At 47.2% G+C, this 16,566-nt stretch carries 11 protein-coding genes; 7 read left to right on the top strand and 4 right to left on the bottom strand.

Annotated features, from left to right (window positions below; genetic code table 11):
• Window positions 1–176: 176 nt before the first annotated feature.
• The 3 genes from EL633_RS29050 to EL633_RS29060 all read left to right on the top strand — a co-directional run bounded on the left by EL633_RS29050 (window position 177) and on the right by EL633_RS29060 (window position 4,159).
• Complete coding sequence (locus EL633_RS29050) at window positions 177–776, top strand: helix-turn-helix transcriptional regulator (RefSeq protein ID WP_126630723.1); 600 nt, start codon at window positions 177–179, stop codon at window positions 774–776.
• A 13-nt stretch (window positions 777–789) separates the two neighbouring features.
• Window positions 790–2,574 (top strand): MFS transporter, encoded by a 1,785-nt coding sequence (locus EL633_RS29055; protein WP_126630724.1) that lies wholly within the window; start codon window positions 790–792, stop codon window positions 2,572–2,574.
• A 424-nt stretch (window positions 2,575–2,998) separates the two neighbouring features.
• Window positions 2,999–4,159, top strand: a complete 1,161-nt coding sequence (locus EL633_RS29060; RefSeq protein WP_126630725.1) for a carboxylate-amine ligase — start codon at window positions 2,999–3,001, stop codon at window positions 4,157–4,159.
• Between the two features lie 150 nt (window positions 4,160–4,309).
• Here EL633_RS29060 and EL633_RS29065 read toward each other — a convergent pair whose 3' ends face one another.
• Window positions 4,310–4,564, bottom strand: a complete 255-nt coding sequence (locus EL633_RS29065; protein WP_126630726.1) for a mersacidin/lichenicidin family type 2 lantibiotic — start codon at window positions 4,562–4,564, stop codon at window positions 4,310–4,312.
• Window positions 4,565–4,781: 217 nt separating this feature from the next.
• On the bottom strand, window positions 4,782–8,078 hold the full coding sequence (locus EL633_RS29070) for a type 2 lanthipeptide synthetase LanM family protein (RefSeq protein WP_126630727.1): 3,297 nt from the start codon (window positions 8,076–8,078) through the stop codon (window positions 4,782–4,784).
• Window positions 8,079–8,448: 370 nt separating this feature from the next.
• Between EL633_RS29070 and EL633_RS29075 the strand changes: the two genes are divergently transcribed.
• Complete coding sequence (locus EL633_RS29075; RefSeq protein WP_161982521.1) at window positions 8,449–11,460, top strand: NACHT domain-containing protein; 3,012 nt, start codon at window positions 8,449–8,451, stop codon at window positions 11,458–11,460.
• An 8-nt stretch (window positions 11,461–11,468) separates the two neighbouring features.
• Here the strand turns inward: EL633_RS29075 and EL633_RS29080 are convergent, their stop codons facing one another.
• Both EL633_RS29080 and EL633_RS29085 read right to left on the bottom strand, forming a co-directional pair.
• On the bottom strand, window positions 11,469–13,049 hold the full coding sequence (locus EL633_RS29080; RefSeq protein WP_161982522.1) for a sensor histidine kinase: 1,581 nt from the start codon (window positions 13,047–13,049) through the stop codon (window positions 11,469–11,471).
• A gap of 123 nt (window positions 13,050–13,172) precedes the next feature.
• Window positions 13,173–13,895: a response regulator transcription factor gene (locus tag EL633_RS29085; RefSeq protein ID WP_126630730.1), complete on the bottom strand. Its 723-nt coding sequence runs from the start codon at window positions 13,893–13,895 to the stop codon at window positions 13,173–13,175.
• 254 nt (window positions 13,896–14,149) lie between these two features.
• Here EL633_RS29085 and EL633_RS29090 point away from each other — a divergent pair, with 254 nt between their 5' ends.
• The 3 genes from EL633_RS29090 (at window position 14,150) to EL633_RS29100 (ending at window position 16,535) form a co-directional block, all read left to right on the top strand.
• Window positions 14,150–14,473 (top strand): hypothetical protein, encoded by a 324-nt coding sequence (locus tag EL633_RS29090; RefSeq protein WP_126630731.1) that lies wholly within the window; start codon window positions 14,150–14,152, stop codon window positions 14,471–14,473.
• Window positions 14,474–14,662: 189 nt separating this feature from the next.
• Window positions 14,663–15,211, top strand: coding sequence for a Dps family protein (locus tag EL633_RS29095; protein WP_126630732.1), 549 nt, complete (start codon window positions 14,663–14,665; stop codon window positions 15,209–15,211).
• Between the two features lie 190 nt (window positions 15,212–15,401).
• Window positions 15,402–16,535: a potassium channel family protein gene (locus EL633_RS29100; protein ID WP_126630733.1), complete on the top strand. Its 1,134-nt coding sequence runs from the start codon at window positions 15,402–15,404 to the stop codon at window positions 16,533–16,535.
• Window positions 16,536–16,566: the final 31 nt, after the last annotated feature.

The following is a 16,566-nucleotide window of genomic DNA, read 5'->3' on the forward strand; positions in this document are numbered from 1 at the left end:
TTTTTCGCAATGTGTTCATTGCGATGAGTATATAAGAGATGGACACCTCACATAACTCACCAATTGTAATCTTGACATATTCCAGCACTACCACATATGATAAGCATAGATATGTCACAGAGACCTATTAAAAGTGACACTGGTCGGCGTTTTCAGATAAAGGGGTAGAAACGAGCATGTATGAATTGATTATCCTTGCTCGTCTCATGCAAAGACCAGCACATGGGTATCTGATCGCAAAAATCATTAACCACATTATTGGTCCATATACAAAAATGAGTAATGGCAGGCTCTATCCATTATTAGCCAGACTTGAAAAAGATGGCTTAATCACCATTGCCAGAGAACCAACGTTATGCCCTCATGGAGGACGGCCAATGCGGGCCTACGAGATTACCGAGACAGGTCAAAAGCGCTTTTATACCTTAATGTTAGATACAACGGCAAATCCAGGCGAGTATCAAAAGATTTTCGCCCAAAAAGCTTGCTATCTCCACTTACTAGAGCCGATTGAGCGGTTACACATTATTGACCACTACATTACCTATTGCCAGACCCATATTCACCATAAAACCAACGAAGCAGAAGACATACGCTTAAAGGCACCCGGGTGGGGCGACGAATGGGAATTTATGCAAGATCGTGTGATCAATATGCTCCACCACTCTACTAATCAATGGCAGTTAGAGCTAGCCTGGGCCACCCAACTCCGCGATCAGGAGGTCGCAACCATCTTCTCAGAACAGACTGAGAATACATCAACTTCAATCAATTAAAGGGTATTCATTCATGCAAAAAACAGAAAAGTCCCTCCCAATACAATCGGGAACACAGCCAACGCTAACCGTGCGAGGCAAGCCAGTACGACCATGGCTTGTAATGGGCTCGCTTATCTTCGGCTTCTTTATGGCGCTACTGGATGCAACCATTGTCAATATTGCCATTCCAACCATTCAAAGCAGTTTGAAATCCGACCTGACAACGGTTAGCTGGGTCTTAAGCGCCTATAACCTCGTTTTTGCTGTACTACTGGTGACGGTGGGTCGTTTTGCCGACCAATATGGGCGTAAGCGCTTGTTTATGATTGGGATGGTCATTTTCAGTATTGGTTCTTTATTCTGCGCCATGGCTGAAACATTCGGTCAGTTCACAGGTCTACCAGCCGTTAACTGGCTGATTGGTTTCCGTGCCCTACAAGCAATTGGAGCCGCCGGACTCAATCCTGTCAGTCTGGCAATTATTATGTCAGTATTTCCCACCGAGAAACGGGGAGCAGCTATTGGTATCTGGGGAGCCAGCTCAGGCATCGCGGCCGCTGGTGGTCCGGTACTCGGTGGTTTCCTGGTGGAAAATTTTGACTGGCGCTGGATTTTCTTTGTAAATATTCCATTCTGTATTGTTGGCTTGATTATGGTAGCTTTATTCGTGCCTGAAACCAGCAATCCACGTGTCAGCAAACGCATCGATATAGCGGGTATCCTCACCCTATCCGTTTCAATCTTCTGCCTGGTACTTGCCATCATTCAAGGCAACAGTTGGGGCTGGTCATCAGCAGCCACGATAGGACTCTTTATTGGAGCCGTGGCTGGCCTGATTCTCTTTATAGTTGCCGAATTATATCAGAAGGAACCCATCGTCGACTTTAGCCTGTTTAAAGCGATCAGCTTTACCGGTGCCAACCTGACAATGTTTTTCTTTGGCATCGCTATCCAGGGTACATTCCTGATTCTCGTTCTCTATTTTATCAATGGCCGTGGATATGATCAGCTTCAGGCCGCCTATGCTTCCCTACCGGTCCCACTGGCCTCAATGGTCGTTGCGATCATTGCTGGACGCCTGAGTAGAAAGATCAACCCCAACATCATAGCCATCATAGGTATGCTGCTCTTAGTGATTGGATTTGGACTCCTCTGCTTTATTAATGCAGATAGCAGCTACATCGACGTTGCCTGGCGTAGCCTCTTCCTGGGAACGGGTATGGGACTGATTTTCCAGAGTTTACCGGCACTCTCTTTAGAGGACGTACCACCCGCAAAATTTGGTGTAGGCAGCGGTATCTTTAATACATTTCGTCAAATTGGTTTCGCCCTGGGTGTCGCGATTTTGATCAGCGTCTTTACTGGTAGCATTCAAACAGATATCCCGCAAGCGGGCACCAATGCGATTGCCATTGTCAAAGCCGATAAAAATTTGCCCGAGCAAATGCAAGCTGGCATCATTACAGGTTTGAAACAGAGCAGCAATGCAAGCACGGCATCCGAAGGCGGAAGCGGTAACTCCTCATCTCAGCAGGTTGATCTCACGCAATATGTTAACAAACTACCAGCGCAAATGCCAGCCACCCAGAAAGCCGCGATCAAAACTGAACTGGCGCTAGTAGGCAACAAGATCAGCCATGAGTTCCAGAGCCAGACCACCAATGCCTTCATCAGCGCCTGGATCGTAGCGGCTGGTTTCGCAGTAGCAGGTCTCATATCAGCCATAGTCTCATTAATTCTACACCGTCCTCAAGCAGCAAGAAAAGCCGCGAACCAGGCAGAAAAACAGGATCCAGTCGCAATCATCGCAGACTAAATCTCACAGACCCTGGAATGACAACACAAGTACGTTGACTTTACTTAGATTGATGCCATGTACAAGTTCTTCCTGCATACACCTGTTATGATGGGGAAATAGAGAGGCGGTCGCGATCGCCTCTCTATTTCCCCATCATAACGCATAAACTCGCGCCGGCGGCGTGAGCAGTCAGCACCAAGACGCACCCACGGCATCAAACAGTTACAAATAAAATTTTATAAAAACTGACATCACGTTTTTTTTGGACATACATTGCAAAAATGTGAGACAAAAACACACAAAATAGTGCACCATACAAGGCACACTAGAAAAGAGAAATGAATGAGTGTATCAAAGATGGATACTACTCTCTCTTAACAGCTCCAGTGTTGAAGATTCCACAACAGTTCTACCAGGCTATCTTCCAAATAAGGAGCTACCTATGTCATTTGACACAACAAGCTGGACCATTGGTATTGAAGAAGAGTATCAAATCATTGACCCCATCACCCGCGCCCTATCTCCCTCATCTAGCCGTATCCTCTCCCTTGTAGAACCAGAGCAGCAAGAATTTATTGATACCGAAATGCAAAGTAGTCAGATTGAGACAGCAACCCCCATCTGTCACACACTTACAGAGGTTCGTAGTAGTATTACCCATGTACGCCAAGCATTACTCACAGCAGCCGCCAGGGCAAACTGTTGGATTGCCGCCAGCGGAACCCATCCCTTTTCACACTGGCAGGACCAACACATTACAGACAAGCACCGCTACGCTCTCATAGAGCAGCGTTATCAACAACTTGCGCGTGAACAAGTTATCCTGGGATGCCATGTACACATTGGTTGTCCCGACCACGAGACTGCCTTGCAGATTGTTAACCGGGCCCGTCTCTGGCTGACACCATTACTGGCACTCAGCGCCAATTCCCCTTTTCTGCATTGGCGGGATACCGGCTATGCCAGTTTCCGCACCATGATCTGGTCGCGCTGGCCCATGGCCGGGCCACCACCCTATATTGATTCAAGTGCCTCTTATGACAGTCTCATACGTGCATTGATTAAGACCAATGCTATTGAGAATGCCAGCCATATCTACTGGGATATCCGCCTTTCGGAACGTTACCCAACCATCGAGTTTCGCATTATGGATGTATGCATGACAATTGACGAAACCGTCATGTTGGCAGGACTTATTCGTGCGCTGGTACAAACATGCGCCGAACAGGCCAGACAGGGCATTCCCTATCCTCATACACCTAACGAAATACTGAGAACTGCCCACTGGCGCGCCGCACGCTATGGCTTAGAAAGTGAGCTGATAGACGCCAATGCTGGCACAAGTCTACCAGCTCAAGAATTGATTAAACGCTTCCTGACACTACTGCGTCCTGTATTACAGGCAAATGCTGAATGGAATGAAATTGCAGGCCACGTACAAAGGACGCTCACCCATGGGAATGGTGCGATGCGTCAACGCATGATCTTCCAAAAAACAGGACGCCTGCAAGATGTCGTAGACTTTATGGTAGCTGAGACCGCTGAAGGAACTGCCCAGGAACCTCTTATCCTCAATTCACAAAACCAAACGTCATCGTATTAAAAAGCTAGAATCAGAGACTATACAAACACATTTTTTTATGATTTTTCAAATCAGTGCGGATGCACCTTATGACATCCGCACTGCACCGAGTTCAACATATATCAGCATACCCGGTGTCCTGAGCAGTAAAAGGAGACAAAGAGCCAACGGTTAGCAGCACGGTCCAAAGGTAAAACAATAGGAAGAACGCAAACAATCAGCGGAACAACCATGGGAAAATTGTTCATTTGGTCGCCCCACACCAACCCCGATACCAATACCGGTTCCACCATAAATTGTCGCCAGATCAGCATCAACAAGCTCAATCTCACCTGCGGGATTGGTTGGAAGCAATGCCAGTTCGGCAGGTCCCAGACTACGGCGATACGCTTCGTCGGTCCAAGCACGCACAATATCTACAGACATGGGAAAATCCTTTCTTAACGAGAATGGCATTATCCATTCCGAATGCTACAGTACATGGGCTTACGATGGGCGATAAAGGGCTATCAGCCAACTAGTGCTGAAGTTTCTCGTCCCCATCAAGTTATTGCGCATCCAATGTTTTATTTGGGTCAGTAGTAAAACATTGAATAGCCAGAAACAGAAAAGATGACAATGCGTCCCCTCCTGAACGGTGGTCCTATCCAGCCACCGTACGAATAATAGGAGAAGCCAGTAGAAGAATATTAGGAACCAGTTGTGGCTGCGCTAACCGCAAAAGTTCATAACCAATCCCCGCCAGCCCCAGCATCATCCCAGGAGTTTCGACACCGAGAGGAAGCCCCGTAACCCAACCTGTGCGCTCGCCGCATTCCAGCAGCATCGCCGTAAGTTGAGCAAGTGGCTCCAAATATTGAACCATACCCAATTGTTGTGTAGCAGTCAAAAGCAATTCTAAATTGCCAAGATCCCCATGACAAAGTGAATGATTAGAACCAAATCCTTCCTTTAGTGTTGTTTGCAAGGCCACGTCCACTTCCTGACGTAGTAGTTCATACTCTCCATGCTTCAAGAGTTCCATCCGGCTCAGTCCCAGCCCGGTCGCGCCATGACACCAGGCAACCACAAAACCAGTATCTGCGGCATCCGCCAGTTGCTTAAAATCTATCGTTAAGGGAACAGCACGCAGGTCAGGCCAATTTTTTTTGGCCGGCGAGAATAACTGACGCTCAAAAGACAGTAGCGCTAGCGAGGCAGTACGAAAACGTTCCTGCTGACAGACAGCCGACAATTTCACCAGACTTAAAGCGATACCAGCCGCGCCATGGGCAAAACCGGTCAACAAGCCTTTCTGGCGCATTTGTTCAGAAGAGACGATGTGGGCATCCAGTCCAAGTTTATGTAGAATATGATCTCCACAACGAATCGCATTTGCCAGTATACGAGGTGTTGGAGTAACAGTATAAACACTGAGCAGTGCCAGTAAACAGCCAGCCGCACCGTGCATGATATCGAGTTGCTGATCCAGTTCGATCAGTGGCTCAATGCGCTCAATGACATCTTCAAGCGCATCCAGCAGCCAGGATTCATGCCATAACATGTACAGATGAGAAAAGACGTAGAGCAGCGAACCCCAGCCAGCAAAGGCGCCAATATACTCACCAGGACCAGCAAGCGAGCCATCTAATTGCTGATGTAAGTTTAAGGCCATAGAATGAGCCAGTTCAGCATATTCCTCTTGCCCTTCACCTGCCCCTAGATAGGCCAGGAAAAAGGCGATACCTGACAGGCCATTATAGAAATCAAGACCACTTCCACCAATCTGCCAGGCTTGATATGGGCCTATAGATAAACTCAACCAGTTAGTGCCGGCGTCATCATGAATAGCTAGATTCGCCAAACGATATCCGATCGACTGCGCAGCCAGGCGTAAACGTTCAGGAGTACCCGGAGTCTCAGGGGGCCGCAACTGTAATGTAGAAGGTTGAAAATGCACTTCTTGTTCAGCAATAGATGCCAGCGAAGCCTGGATAATCCAGACTTGCCGCAGTAGATCATGCTCATCCAGACGTTGTAAACGCTGCGTCACCATATCCATGCCAGTCAGTGAGCAAAAGGCGGTAATACGCTCAGCCCGGCTGGTATAAAGATCCAGACTGGACACCTGCGTCAAGAAAAAAGGAATATCACCCGAAAGCAGATCAGCACGTTCCGCGGCAATCACACTGGCCATATGTGGCTGATCCACAGTAATCACCCAGAGACGATCCAGATAGCGATATAAATCTAGCGCATCATGTAGAACATCGGGATGAAAACTTTCTTGTAATAACAAACTATATGCCATTGTAGGACGTAAAATGACACGAATTTCGTCGCGTGCAAAACGCGGCAGCACGTTTACCAGCAACTCCTGACGACAGGCCAATAACAGCTGATACATAGTCACAAAGCCAAAGATGATATAGTGTTGATAGGTACATAAATCCACTGCCTGCCCATCCAAATGAGGACGATTATGACTACCAGCAAGCGTCATATAATCCCGAATAATATGCATCTGATCAGTTCCTACATTGCTCCATGTCGCCACAGGCACAGGAACGACCTGCCCGCCAATCTCACTCAGGCCACTCATATCCATGCCGCCACGCTGCTCATTAGACCAGAAACGATATGGCAGAAGGCCAACAGACAACACAGAAGATTGCAATACCTCATCGATACCTGTGGATAAGGCCTCCTTCTGAGGAGATTGACTGATACGTGGGCGAAACAGAGCCTCTACATCGATGAGCATCGGCTGCTCACCAGCCGCTACCAGGTTTTCTGCATGGACATCTGTGGCAGATACTGTGTAAAGTAGGGCCAGATAAGCACCCTGACGGACATAAAAACGCTCAACTTGTTCCGGTGAGGTACAATCACGGGCTTCAATGAACTCTACCCAACCATACGTGCCTTTATCCAATAAATGGAGCAAACGAAAAGCGGGCAACTTACTACGTACATTTAACCAGTGTAATAATTCCTGGAAATGAGCATCGACCGCCAGGGACCTTGGCTTATATACCAGGCGCATGCCAGAGGTAAAGCGTAAAAGAAAAACGCTACGGCCACCACGATGAGCATCTCCCGCACCACTTAAGACTTCAGTCAATACACCAGGATCATCGGCAGGTGAGAAGAGCGCCCGTATCTCTTTCCAGTCAGCACATAGTCGTTGCAAAAACTCTAGGGATGTCTCACGCCATTGATCTATCTGGGCTATTAACTGTCGTGCCAGGACAGGATACTTAGCAAGAATCGCTAGCATCTCCTGAGGTTGACGGCACCATTCCACAAAAAAAGCGAAGCGCTCTTCGGGCGTCTCACCCTGAAGGCGCCCTTCTACACGCATGATGTTAAGTTCAAGTGCCAGAACCTTGCTAACCTTTACTAATAATTGTCCGGGCAAGCGCATAAAAAGTAGCCGCATTATCGTCTGTGGATCAAAAGGCGGTTGCTTTTGCCGCTGCAACAAAATTTGCACTTCCACATGTACGCGTTTCCAGGCATTGCGTAAGAGAGGACGAATAACGCGCAAGAGGAGATCAATGCCTTCGTCATCATGCAGATCAGGAAGAGGACATGGCATATCCTTCTCTTCCAAGGTAAAAGACTGCATCAGTTTATCTAACCAGATCAAATCGCCGGAAACACGCTGCCGCATCGCCTCAATAGGCTCGGCCAGCAAGTAAAACAGATCCTCTTCTGTTAATTCATCTATCGCCAGACGTTCTGAAAAATGGTTGCCCTGGTTAAATGGAGGTAGGTCCTTCCACCAACTCAGTTTACGAGCAGCTAAATCCGCATGCAAGCGATCAGGGGCAACCTTCTTTTTCCCATCGGCACACCACAAAGCCCATCGCTCGTTCAATGTCAGAGCACGATACCAGGAAGCTGGAATTTCCTTCTGTGCTCGGTCAAGTGTTGTCTTATGCCCCTCATCAATCATCAACACGCCCCTTCTCAAGACCACTTCATTTCACATTATAATTTTATCGCAAAATGTGCAAAGTACGTTTTCTCATTAATCATTTCAGGTGAGACTTCATTTAGAATATACGACTATTTGGACCAATTTATAAGTGGGTAGGAATATTATGCCAGATATACAAGAAACACAAGTACTATAGCATAGGAAAAATAGGAGATACATGTGCTTAACTATGGGCGACATGCTATAATGATCTTGCATCGTTCAATGAAAGAGTATAAAAAGCATAGAAGGCGTAGAGATGGAAGAGGGTGGAAGTAATACCTCAAGGGCAATGTGAAGGAGGAAGAAAGGGATGGGAGAAAAAATTTGTCCACGAGAAATGAGAATGCCAAATCATAGGCTTAAACACGAAAGGGAAAGACGGTATTGGACGCTTGAAGATGTCGCCCAATACATCAATCGTTTACACAACTTTGGTCCAGGAGATCCAGATCCCCATATGGTAGAATACTGGGAACAAGGTATCACTTTTCCAGGTCCACGCTATTGTCAGGCACTATGCACCATCTTTCAAATGGATGCATACGCCCTTGGACTTACCTCACCACCAATTGATGGGAATGGCAATATTGTTGACCAACAAGCAGACCAATATCGCACAGTCGCCTACAACGAAGAAGAATATCACCAGCATGCAAACTATAGTACACGTGCTGAAATACCTCCTCCCCCCACTCGTGTCAACTATAATCTGCGCAATGATATCAGAGCATCCGAAGTACCAGGGCAGATGCCAGCAGCGGCCCCTTTTTTCTATACAAACTCAAGTATTGATAATACAGTATCCAGGAATATAAAAAGTGCGCTCTTGCCACAGGACAAAAACAATCGTCAGCACCTGCTAAAACGCGTACGGCGTTTCTGGATTACCGATGTGCTGGAACATTCACTCCACCACGCGGCACTGATTGAGCTAGGTTTTCAAACACGGCCGGATGCTCTGATCAATCCCTGGCACTTGTTACAAGAATATGCTCAAGCCAAGCGCACACTTCCCCCCCATACATCAATTGCGCAGGTCTATGATGATTCCGATGGAGCCTTATTGATACTGGGTGAACCAGGAGCAGGCAAAACAACACTGCTGCTGGAACTCACCAGACATTTGCTAAACCGGGCCGAGGAAGACGAATTCCATCTTATTCCAGTGGTGTTTAATCTTTCATCCTGGGCCATTAAACGAGCACCCATCAAGGACTGGCTGGTTGAAGAACTACATGATAAATATCAGGTGCCCCGTAAAATTGGTCAGGGTTGGGTAGAGAACGAAGGGCTACTGCTCTTGCTCGATGGATTGGATGAAGTTAACACTATTCACCGTACAGCTTGCATTGACGCGATTAACACCTTTCGGCGAAAATATGGACTGGTTCCTATCGTTGTCTGTAGCCGCAGTGCTGAATATCATACGCTATCACTGCAACTCAGCCTGCAAATGGCGGTAGTGATCCAACCCCTCACCGCTCAGCAGACAGAAAGATATCTTAAAACTGTAGGCAAGCCACTGGAAGCACTGCGGGTGGCATTACAGCAAGATCTGTATTTGCAAGAATTAGCAACTACGCCACTTATGCTCAGCGTACTGGCCCTGGCATATCATGGGATGCCACTGGATGAAATCCTTAAGAACAAGACACTTGAGGACAAACGGCAACAGATCTTTGCGACCTATGTCCAACGGATGCTCACCCGCCGGGGTACCTCAACCAGCCATCCACCAGCACCTACCATCCAATGGTTGGCCTATCTGGCCAGACAAATGAAGCATCAGAACCAGAGTGTCTTCTATATCGAACATATCCAGCCAGACTGGCTTGAAGAGCCACGTACACAGAGAATATATGAAAGGCTGGCAATACAATTAATTGGCACCTGTATTGGTATCTTGATCAGCCTGGTTGTCAGCTTCCTCTTCCTGGGAAGTATGCCTATCACCACGCGTACTATTTATGCCTTGATGGGTGGGCTGTTAGGAGGGTTATTGAGCGGTCGAACACTTGAACCACTGCCCGCCGCAGAGAACGCAACACGGCCTCGCCGCCACTGGTATTCCTGGCTCAATCAACTGATCACCCATGGACCAACTCGCAATGGCCTGAGCGTGGCACTGATTACCATCCTTATCCCTGGCGGTTATACCTGGCACGCGCCTTTAAAAGGATTAGTCGTTGGCTGCTCTTTTGGACTTACAAGCATGCTCCTGAGCGTTCTCCTGGCACCAGTCTCCAGCAGAAATGGCAAAAAACGCACCTACAACTTACTCAAACAAGGTATTCTTATTGGTACCCTGATCGGTTTAAGTACTGGACTCAGCTTTGGCTTTTTAATTGGGCCAATCGTTGGTATCGGCTTCGGCTTAATTGTCGGTATCAGTTTTGGCTTGATCTCGTTGCTGTTGCTGCTCTTCTTTTCCCAGAGGAGCCCAACGATTCAACTTACAGAGATCATCACCTGGAGTCCTAAAAGCTTATTGAAGGGCTTATTCAGTACCCATTATCTGAAACAAGGATTGCTGGTAAGTGGTCTGGTAGGAATAGGTGTCGGACTAAGCAATGCCCTGATTTTTGGACCCAGTGTAGCACTGGCCAGAAGCTTGAGCCTGGAATTAGGCAGTTTGTTAGCGCTGGGAGAAGATATAGAGCTTATCTATCGAGCTATCGTGGGTCTGGTGTTTGGACTCAGTATTGGCTTAAGTATTGGCATGACATACTGCTTCATCCTGGGACTTTTAAATGGGCTTTCCAATCAAAGACTAGAGGAACATCGCCGCCTGACACCCAATCAGGGCATCGGCCGTTCAGCGCGTAATGGCCTGATCGTAGGTGTAATCTGCACCTGTGCCAGTTGGAGCATCCATATCCTGATGCTCTTCATTTTCACCAGATCCTATTATCTCTTCAGCCGTGGCCTTGGTCTGTTGCTCAGTGATGAATCAGGACAGCAACTCAACATACTATTGGATCAAGGACTGAATGAAGTGCTTAGCTTTGGACTACACAATGCACTTTTTATCGGACCATCCTGCGGACTGTTAGTAGGTTTATTAATTGGGGGCTGGGCCTGCATTCAACATATAATCCTACGTATCCTTCTCTGGCGAAGTGGAGTGATGCCCTGGAACTATGCACAATTTCTTGATTTTGCCACTGAACGCATTCTATTACGCAAAGTGGGGGGTGGCTATATCTTTGTACATCGTTTGCTACTCGATTATTTTGCCGCCCTCGTCCCCAGGCAAACCACAGATCCGTCTACAGTCGCACCCATAGAAAGGGGGGTACCTTTACGCGCACAGGGGGCAGACCTGCCTAATGCGACCAGAATAAGCCAACATTAATGAAAAAACTAAGACAAAGATAGTGGCATTGTCTTTATAGAGGCCGGGTCTAGCCCAAAACTTGCGGCCACAGTATGGGGTTCTTGCGCGCGAGGAAAACAAAGCGTAAAGCAGGAACCCTCACCAACCACACTTTCGACGGAAACAGAGCCGCCCATAGCCACTGTGAACTCTTTGACAATAGCCAGGCCCAGGCCGGTCCCACTTCCTTTCTGAGCATTTGAGGCCCGATAAAAACGATCCCAGATCTTATCCAATTCCTCTGCCGCGATCCCTTCTCCCGTATCCTTCACCTGGAAAATGACCTGCCGTTCATTAGCATTCACAACAACGGCAACGATCCCACCAGGAGCGGTATGGCGCGTACCATTATGAATAAGATTATGCAGGATCTGCTCCAGCCGATTACGATCCACCAGCGCCTGGGGAAACTCAGGAGCGATCAAAGCCGTTTCAGCCAGGACCTCAACACGGCTCCCACGCCAGGCCACTGGCGCAATCGTCTCCACCACACGTTTTACCAACATTTCTACATTCGTCGGCTCACAACGCATCTCCAGACGACCCACTTCAGCACGTGCCAGCACAAATAAATCGTTAATCAGCGATTGCAAACGAATAGTCTGCTGCTCAATAATATGCATATCTTGTTTTAATGTGGCTGGTGGTTGATCACTGTGCCAGTTTGCCAATGCTGACTCCAGATAACTACGAACCGTTGCTACAGGCGTACGTAGCTCATGGGAGACACTGGCGATCAGTTCACGGCGTGCATTGAGCAACATCTCCACATTATCCCGCTCTTCTTTCAATGCATGCATCGTCCGTTCCAGCTCTGATGCCATCGCGTTAAAGTCGGCCTGTAAATGCGCGATTTCATCTTCTCCCTCGACATGTACACGAATACTATAATTACCACTACGCAACATACTGGTGGCCTGTGCCAGATGCTCAATACGACGCGTTATGCGACGGGTAAAGATATATGAGGATAAAATAGAAGGGGGCAAAACACACGCAACCACAAAAATAGTCAGCAGAAACATAGCGAATAGAAAGACTATCGTTGCATAAAGGGGAGTAGCATCCGTAAATAATTTTCCTACACCGAGCAGTAATTGTAAAAAGACAAAAGCCGCACTGATAACACCTGATCCTATCACCACCACCATTAAATGCGAATGGGTAACGGCCCAGCGCAAACGCTTCACGCGCAACCTTTCCCAGAATGCAAGCACATGTAAAATAATACGCAATGAAAAAAAACCAATGCAACTTAAAAAGAATGACACAACTAAAGAAGTGGCATCTAGCTTATTTATAGCAGCCAAATCTACAGGGGATGGCTGACCAAACATCCAACACAATACAATGATACTACAAAATAATTCTCCTAAAAAAAGGGCGGAAACCTCAATTTCAATCAAGAGTTGTTGCCAGACCGTACGTTCAGGCTGCCGCAAGCGCCAACGAAAGGCCAGCCATAGTAAAGAGACAAATCCATAAATGATGAAAAATGGTGTCGTATATCTCGCAGGAAGGCTTCTTTCCCCGGCACGCGTAAATAGAGAAAGTGGGATTAAAAGCACGATCAATGCTTGCAAAAGTACTATTTCAACGAAAGCCCGCCACATCCGTGCTCGTAAGAATATGTTCCAACGAGATATCCTGCTACCTACCATAAAGATTTCCACAGCCTTTCATTACCACTATCACGCGTGAGGGCGACTGGTGGCCGGCGACTCAGGTCGTAGACGATAGCCAACCCCCCATACGGTTTCAATTGCATCGCCCAATGGGCCTAGCTTCTTACGTAAACGCAAGACAACATTATCAACCGAGCGATCACCACCCACATATGTTTCACTCCACACAGTTTCAATCAAGTAGGCACGACTAAAAGCGCGACCAGGACTGCGTAATAATAATTGCAATAATGTAAACTCGGTTGGACTTAGATCTAACGCATCACCATGTAACGTCGCGACATGTGTTTGTGGATTGAGCTGAAGTGGTCCACGTACCAGACTCGTACCAGCATCGCGGCGATCCGCATGCAAGGTCTGCAAGATTAACTCATTCCGGCGTAGTAACGCACGTACCCGGGCAATCAGCTCACGCACACTAAAGGGCTTGGTCAGATAATCATCCGCACCCACCTCCAGACCAACAACACGATCAGCTTCCTCACTGCGTGCCGTGAGCATCAAAACAGGAGTAGAAGAGGTCTGTCTGATCTGCCGCAATACATCTAATCCATTTAATCCAGGCAACATCCAATCCAAAATTACCAGATCAATCTGAGTACTTGCATGCAAAGCTACCGCTGCCAGCCCATCATCCGCATGCACAGCAGAATAACCAGATGCCTCCAATTCACGTAAAACTACCTGAGCCAGAGCTAATTCGTCCTCAACCAGCAATATCGTTGTCATTCACCTATCTCTTCTCTCTATCCAGCTAAGTTAATGTAACACAATTATACCTGCTAAAAGACAGTAGATAAACGCCTCTCAACCCGATTAGATAGATTACAGACAGATTGCGACAAAATTGCGACACTTCCATGATACAAGCGCGATATTCAGGAAATATGATAACACCAGGAAGTGAAAAGCCCATCATATCCTGACCTGTAAACAAACAATGTGGTACTAAAGGCAAGCAGTACGAGAAAAAGGATGACGCCATGACAGTAGAAAATATCGACGCACTAGTAAGTATATTGAAAACCGCAGGGGCCTATCTCATACTTATAAGCGGCGTACTATTGTTTTTTATGGGTCCACGCATTGTATACCACGTTGTCCACACAACAAAAGAAAATTATGGGAGCAAAATACTATTTATCCGTTGGGGACATCTCTTCGTTCTCGAAATTATTGCTGGCATCTTTTGTTATAGTGCACTCTCTATTCTAGGCTGGCTTACATTTATACCACTTTTACAGGCTGGAAGCATCATTTTAGGTGGTGCTCTGCTGATATCCTGCTTGCTTAGCAATTATATTTAGCATGGAGAAAGTGTCACACTTTCCTTATTCAAACCGTGTAGGCAATAGTTAACAACAATATGTCGGTTGATAAACACATAAACAATTCCGACATATAAATTCCACTGTAGTGTTAAAAGCAGCAGTTCATGTATAAAACAGAACTGCAAAAAGTGTCTTCGTGATTGTGTCGAAGAAGGATGAAACATTATGACAACCAAGGAAAAATCAACTCGCCATACAACAAGCGCCAAACCAGTCCCTGCCCAACTTGCGACCGTAACCGATTTAACGCACGAAGAAGTACAGGCAGTAACCAATGCATTGAATCCTCTCATCGCCGACGCATTTGCACTGTACGTCAAAACCAAAAACTTCCACTGGCACTTATCAGGTTCACACTTCAGAGATTATCATCTTCTGTTTGATAAACAGGCCGAAGACATTTTCAAATCCATCGATATGATGGCAGAGCGCGTACGACGCATTGGCGGCACAACCATTCGTAGTATTGGGCAGATTGGCCAGATGCAAACGATCCGCGATGATAATGACGACTTTGTGCCAGCAGGAACCATGGTCAAACGCTTGATGGAAGATAATACGCATATGGCTCAGATGTTACGTGCTGTAACCGAGATTGCCGACAAAAATCACGACCGGGCCACCGCCAGTATCCTTGAGGACCTTTTGGATCAGGCCGAACGCCGCAAATGGTTCCTGTTTGAAATTATGCAGGGGAAAGATAACACAAACTAGCTCTGTCTGGGAAACGCAGAGCAAGAATTTGAGTGACGGTGCAGAAAAGTGTCGGCTGAGCCGACACTTTTCTGCACCGTCACACTTAATAAACGGCTGTGGCTTGCGATCTAGACAATCGAGCTATGAAATGAATACAATACAAGTGCCAGCAAAAGATACATCTCTGCATTGAGAATAGGGATAAAGTATGCGCATCATTGCAATCATTATCGGTTCATTACTTATTTTATTGATCGCTCAAGATGGCTTCGAAGCCATCATCTTGCCCCGTCGTGTGGCTCAGAAAATTCGCCTGACACGCCTGTTTTATGCCTGTACCTGGATTTTGTGGTCAGGGCCAGCCAGAAAGATGCGCCAAAGCAATCGGCGCAGCCAATATTTAAGTTATTATGGCCCCCTGTCGCTATTTCTACTACTGGCAGTATGGGCCAGCGCTTTTGTCATAGGCTTTGCCCTGATACAATGGGGCCTTTCCTCACCCTTGCATTCACCTGACCGGCATATTTCCTTTGGCACCTATCTTTACATGAGTGGGACAACCTTTGTGACACTTGGATTGGGGGATGTTATTCCACTCTCCAGTCTATCACGCGCTCTGGTAGCCATAGAGGCAGGATTTGGCCTGGCATTTCTAGCACTTATCATTGGATATGTACCGGTTATTTATCAGGCCTTCTCACATCGGGAGACCAATATTGTCCTGCTGGATGCACGAGCAGGCTCGCCACCATCGGCAATTGAATTAATTAAGCGTCATGCACATAGCAATTATCCAGATGAACTCCTGGAATTTATGCGTGAATGGGAAAAATGGTGTGCGGAATTGCTAGAGAGCCATATCTCATATCCAGTATTAACCTATTACCGCTCACAGCACGACCGCCAATCCTGGCTGGCGGCCCTGGCAACGGTGCTTGATATAAGCGCACTGGCAATAGTTGGTATTGAGAACTTACCGGCAAAACCGCTGAAATTCACCTTTGCGATTGCACGCCACGCAGCAGTAGATCTGGCCCAAACCTATGGGACCCCACCAACCTTCAGTACCAAACGACTTTCCAGTGAGAATTTTCAGGCCTTGCGTGCCAGGTTAGCTGAAGTTGGCCTGGCATTCGTCCACGAAGAGACCGCAGAACAGCGCCTGGCCGAGATTCGGGGTACCTATGAACCATTTCTGGTCTCGCTGGCGGATCATCTATTGATGCCAATACCAGAATGGATCATCCAGGGAGAACAAATAGATGATTGGCAAACCAGTGCCTGGGATCACTTCTTACCATCTACTCCTTATGCTGTGGATCGCGCGAAAGGACGCGAATAGAAATACATGCAGGCAAGTAGCAATAGGCTTG

The sequence above is a fragment of the Dictyobacter alpinus genome, assembly GCF_003967575.1.
Classification (GTDB): domain Bacteria; phylum Chloroflexota; class Ktedonobacteria; order Ktedonobacterales; family Ktedonobacteraceae; genus Dictyobacter; species Dictyobacter alpinus.

Excerpts from the sequence above, each read along its gene's own strand:
- EL633_RS29050 (WP_126630723.1), top strand. The coding sequence starts at position 177 with ATGTATGAATTGATTATCCTTGCTCGTCTCATGCAAAGACCAGCACAT.
- EL633_RS29055 (WP_126630724.1), top strand. The coding sequence starts at position 790 with ATGCAAAAAACAGAAAAGTCCCTCCCAATACAATCGGGAACACAGCCA.
- EL633_RS29060 (WP_126630725.1), top strand. The coding sequence starts at position 2,999 with ATGTCATTTGACACAACAAGCTGGACCATTGGTATTGAAGAAGAGTAT.
- EL633_RS29065 (WP_126630726.1), bottom strand. The coding sequence starts at position 4,564 with ATGTCTGTAGATATTGTGCGTGCTTGGACCGACGAAGCGTATCGCCGT.
- EL633_RS29070 (WP_126630727.1), bottom strand. The coding sequence starts at position 8,078 with ATGATTGATGAGGGGCATAAGACAACACTTGACCGAGCACAGAAGGAA.
- EL633_RS29075 (WP_161982521.1), top strand. The coding sequence starts at position 8,449 with ATGCCAAATCATAGGCTTAAACACGAAAGGGAAAGACGGTATTGGACG.
- EL633_RS29085 (WP_126630730.1), bottom strand. The coding sequence starts at position 13,895 with ATGACAACGATATTGCTGGTTGAGGACGAATTAGCTCTGGCTCAGGTA.
- EL633_RS29090 (WP_126630731.1), top strand. The coding sequence starts at position 14,150 with ATGACAGTAGAAAATATCGACGCACTAGTAAGTATATTGAAAACCGCA.
- EL633_RS29095 (WP_126630732.1), top strand. The coding sequence starts at position 14,663 with ATGACAACCAAGGAAAAATCAACTCGCCATACAACAAGCGCCAAACCA.
- EL633_RS29100 (WP_126630733.1), top strand. The coding sequence starts at position 15,402 with ATGCGCATCATTGCAATCATTATCGGTTCATTACTTATTTTATTGATC.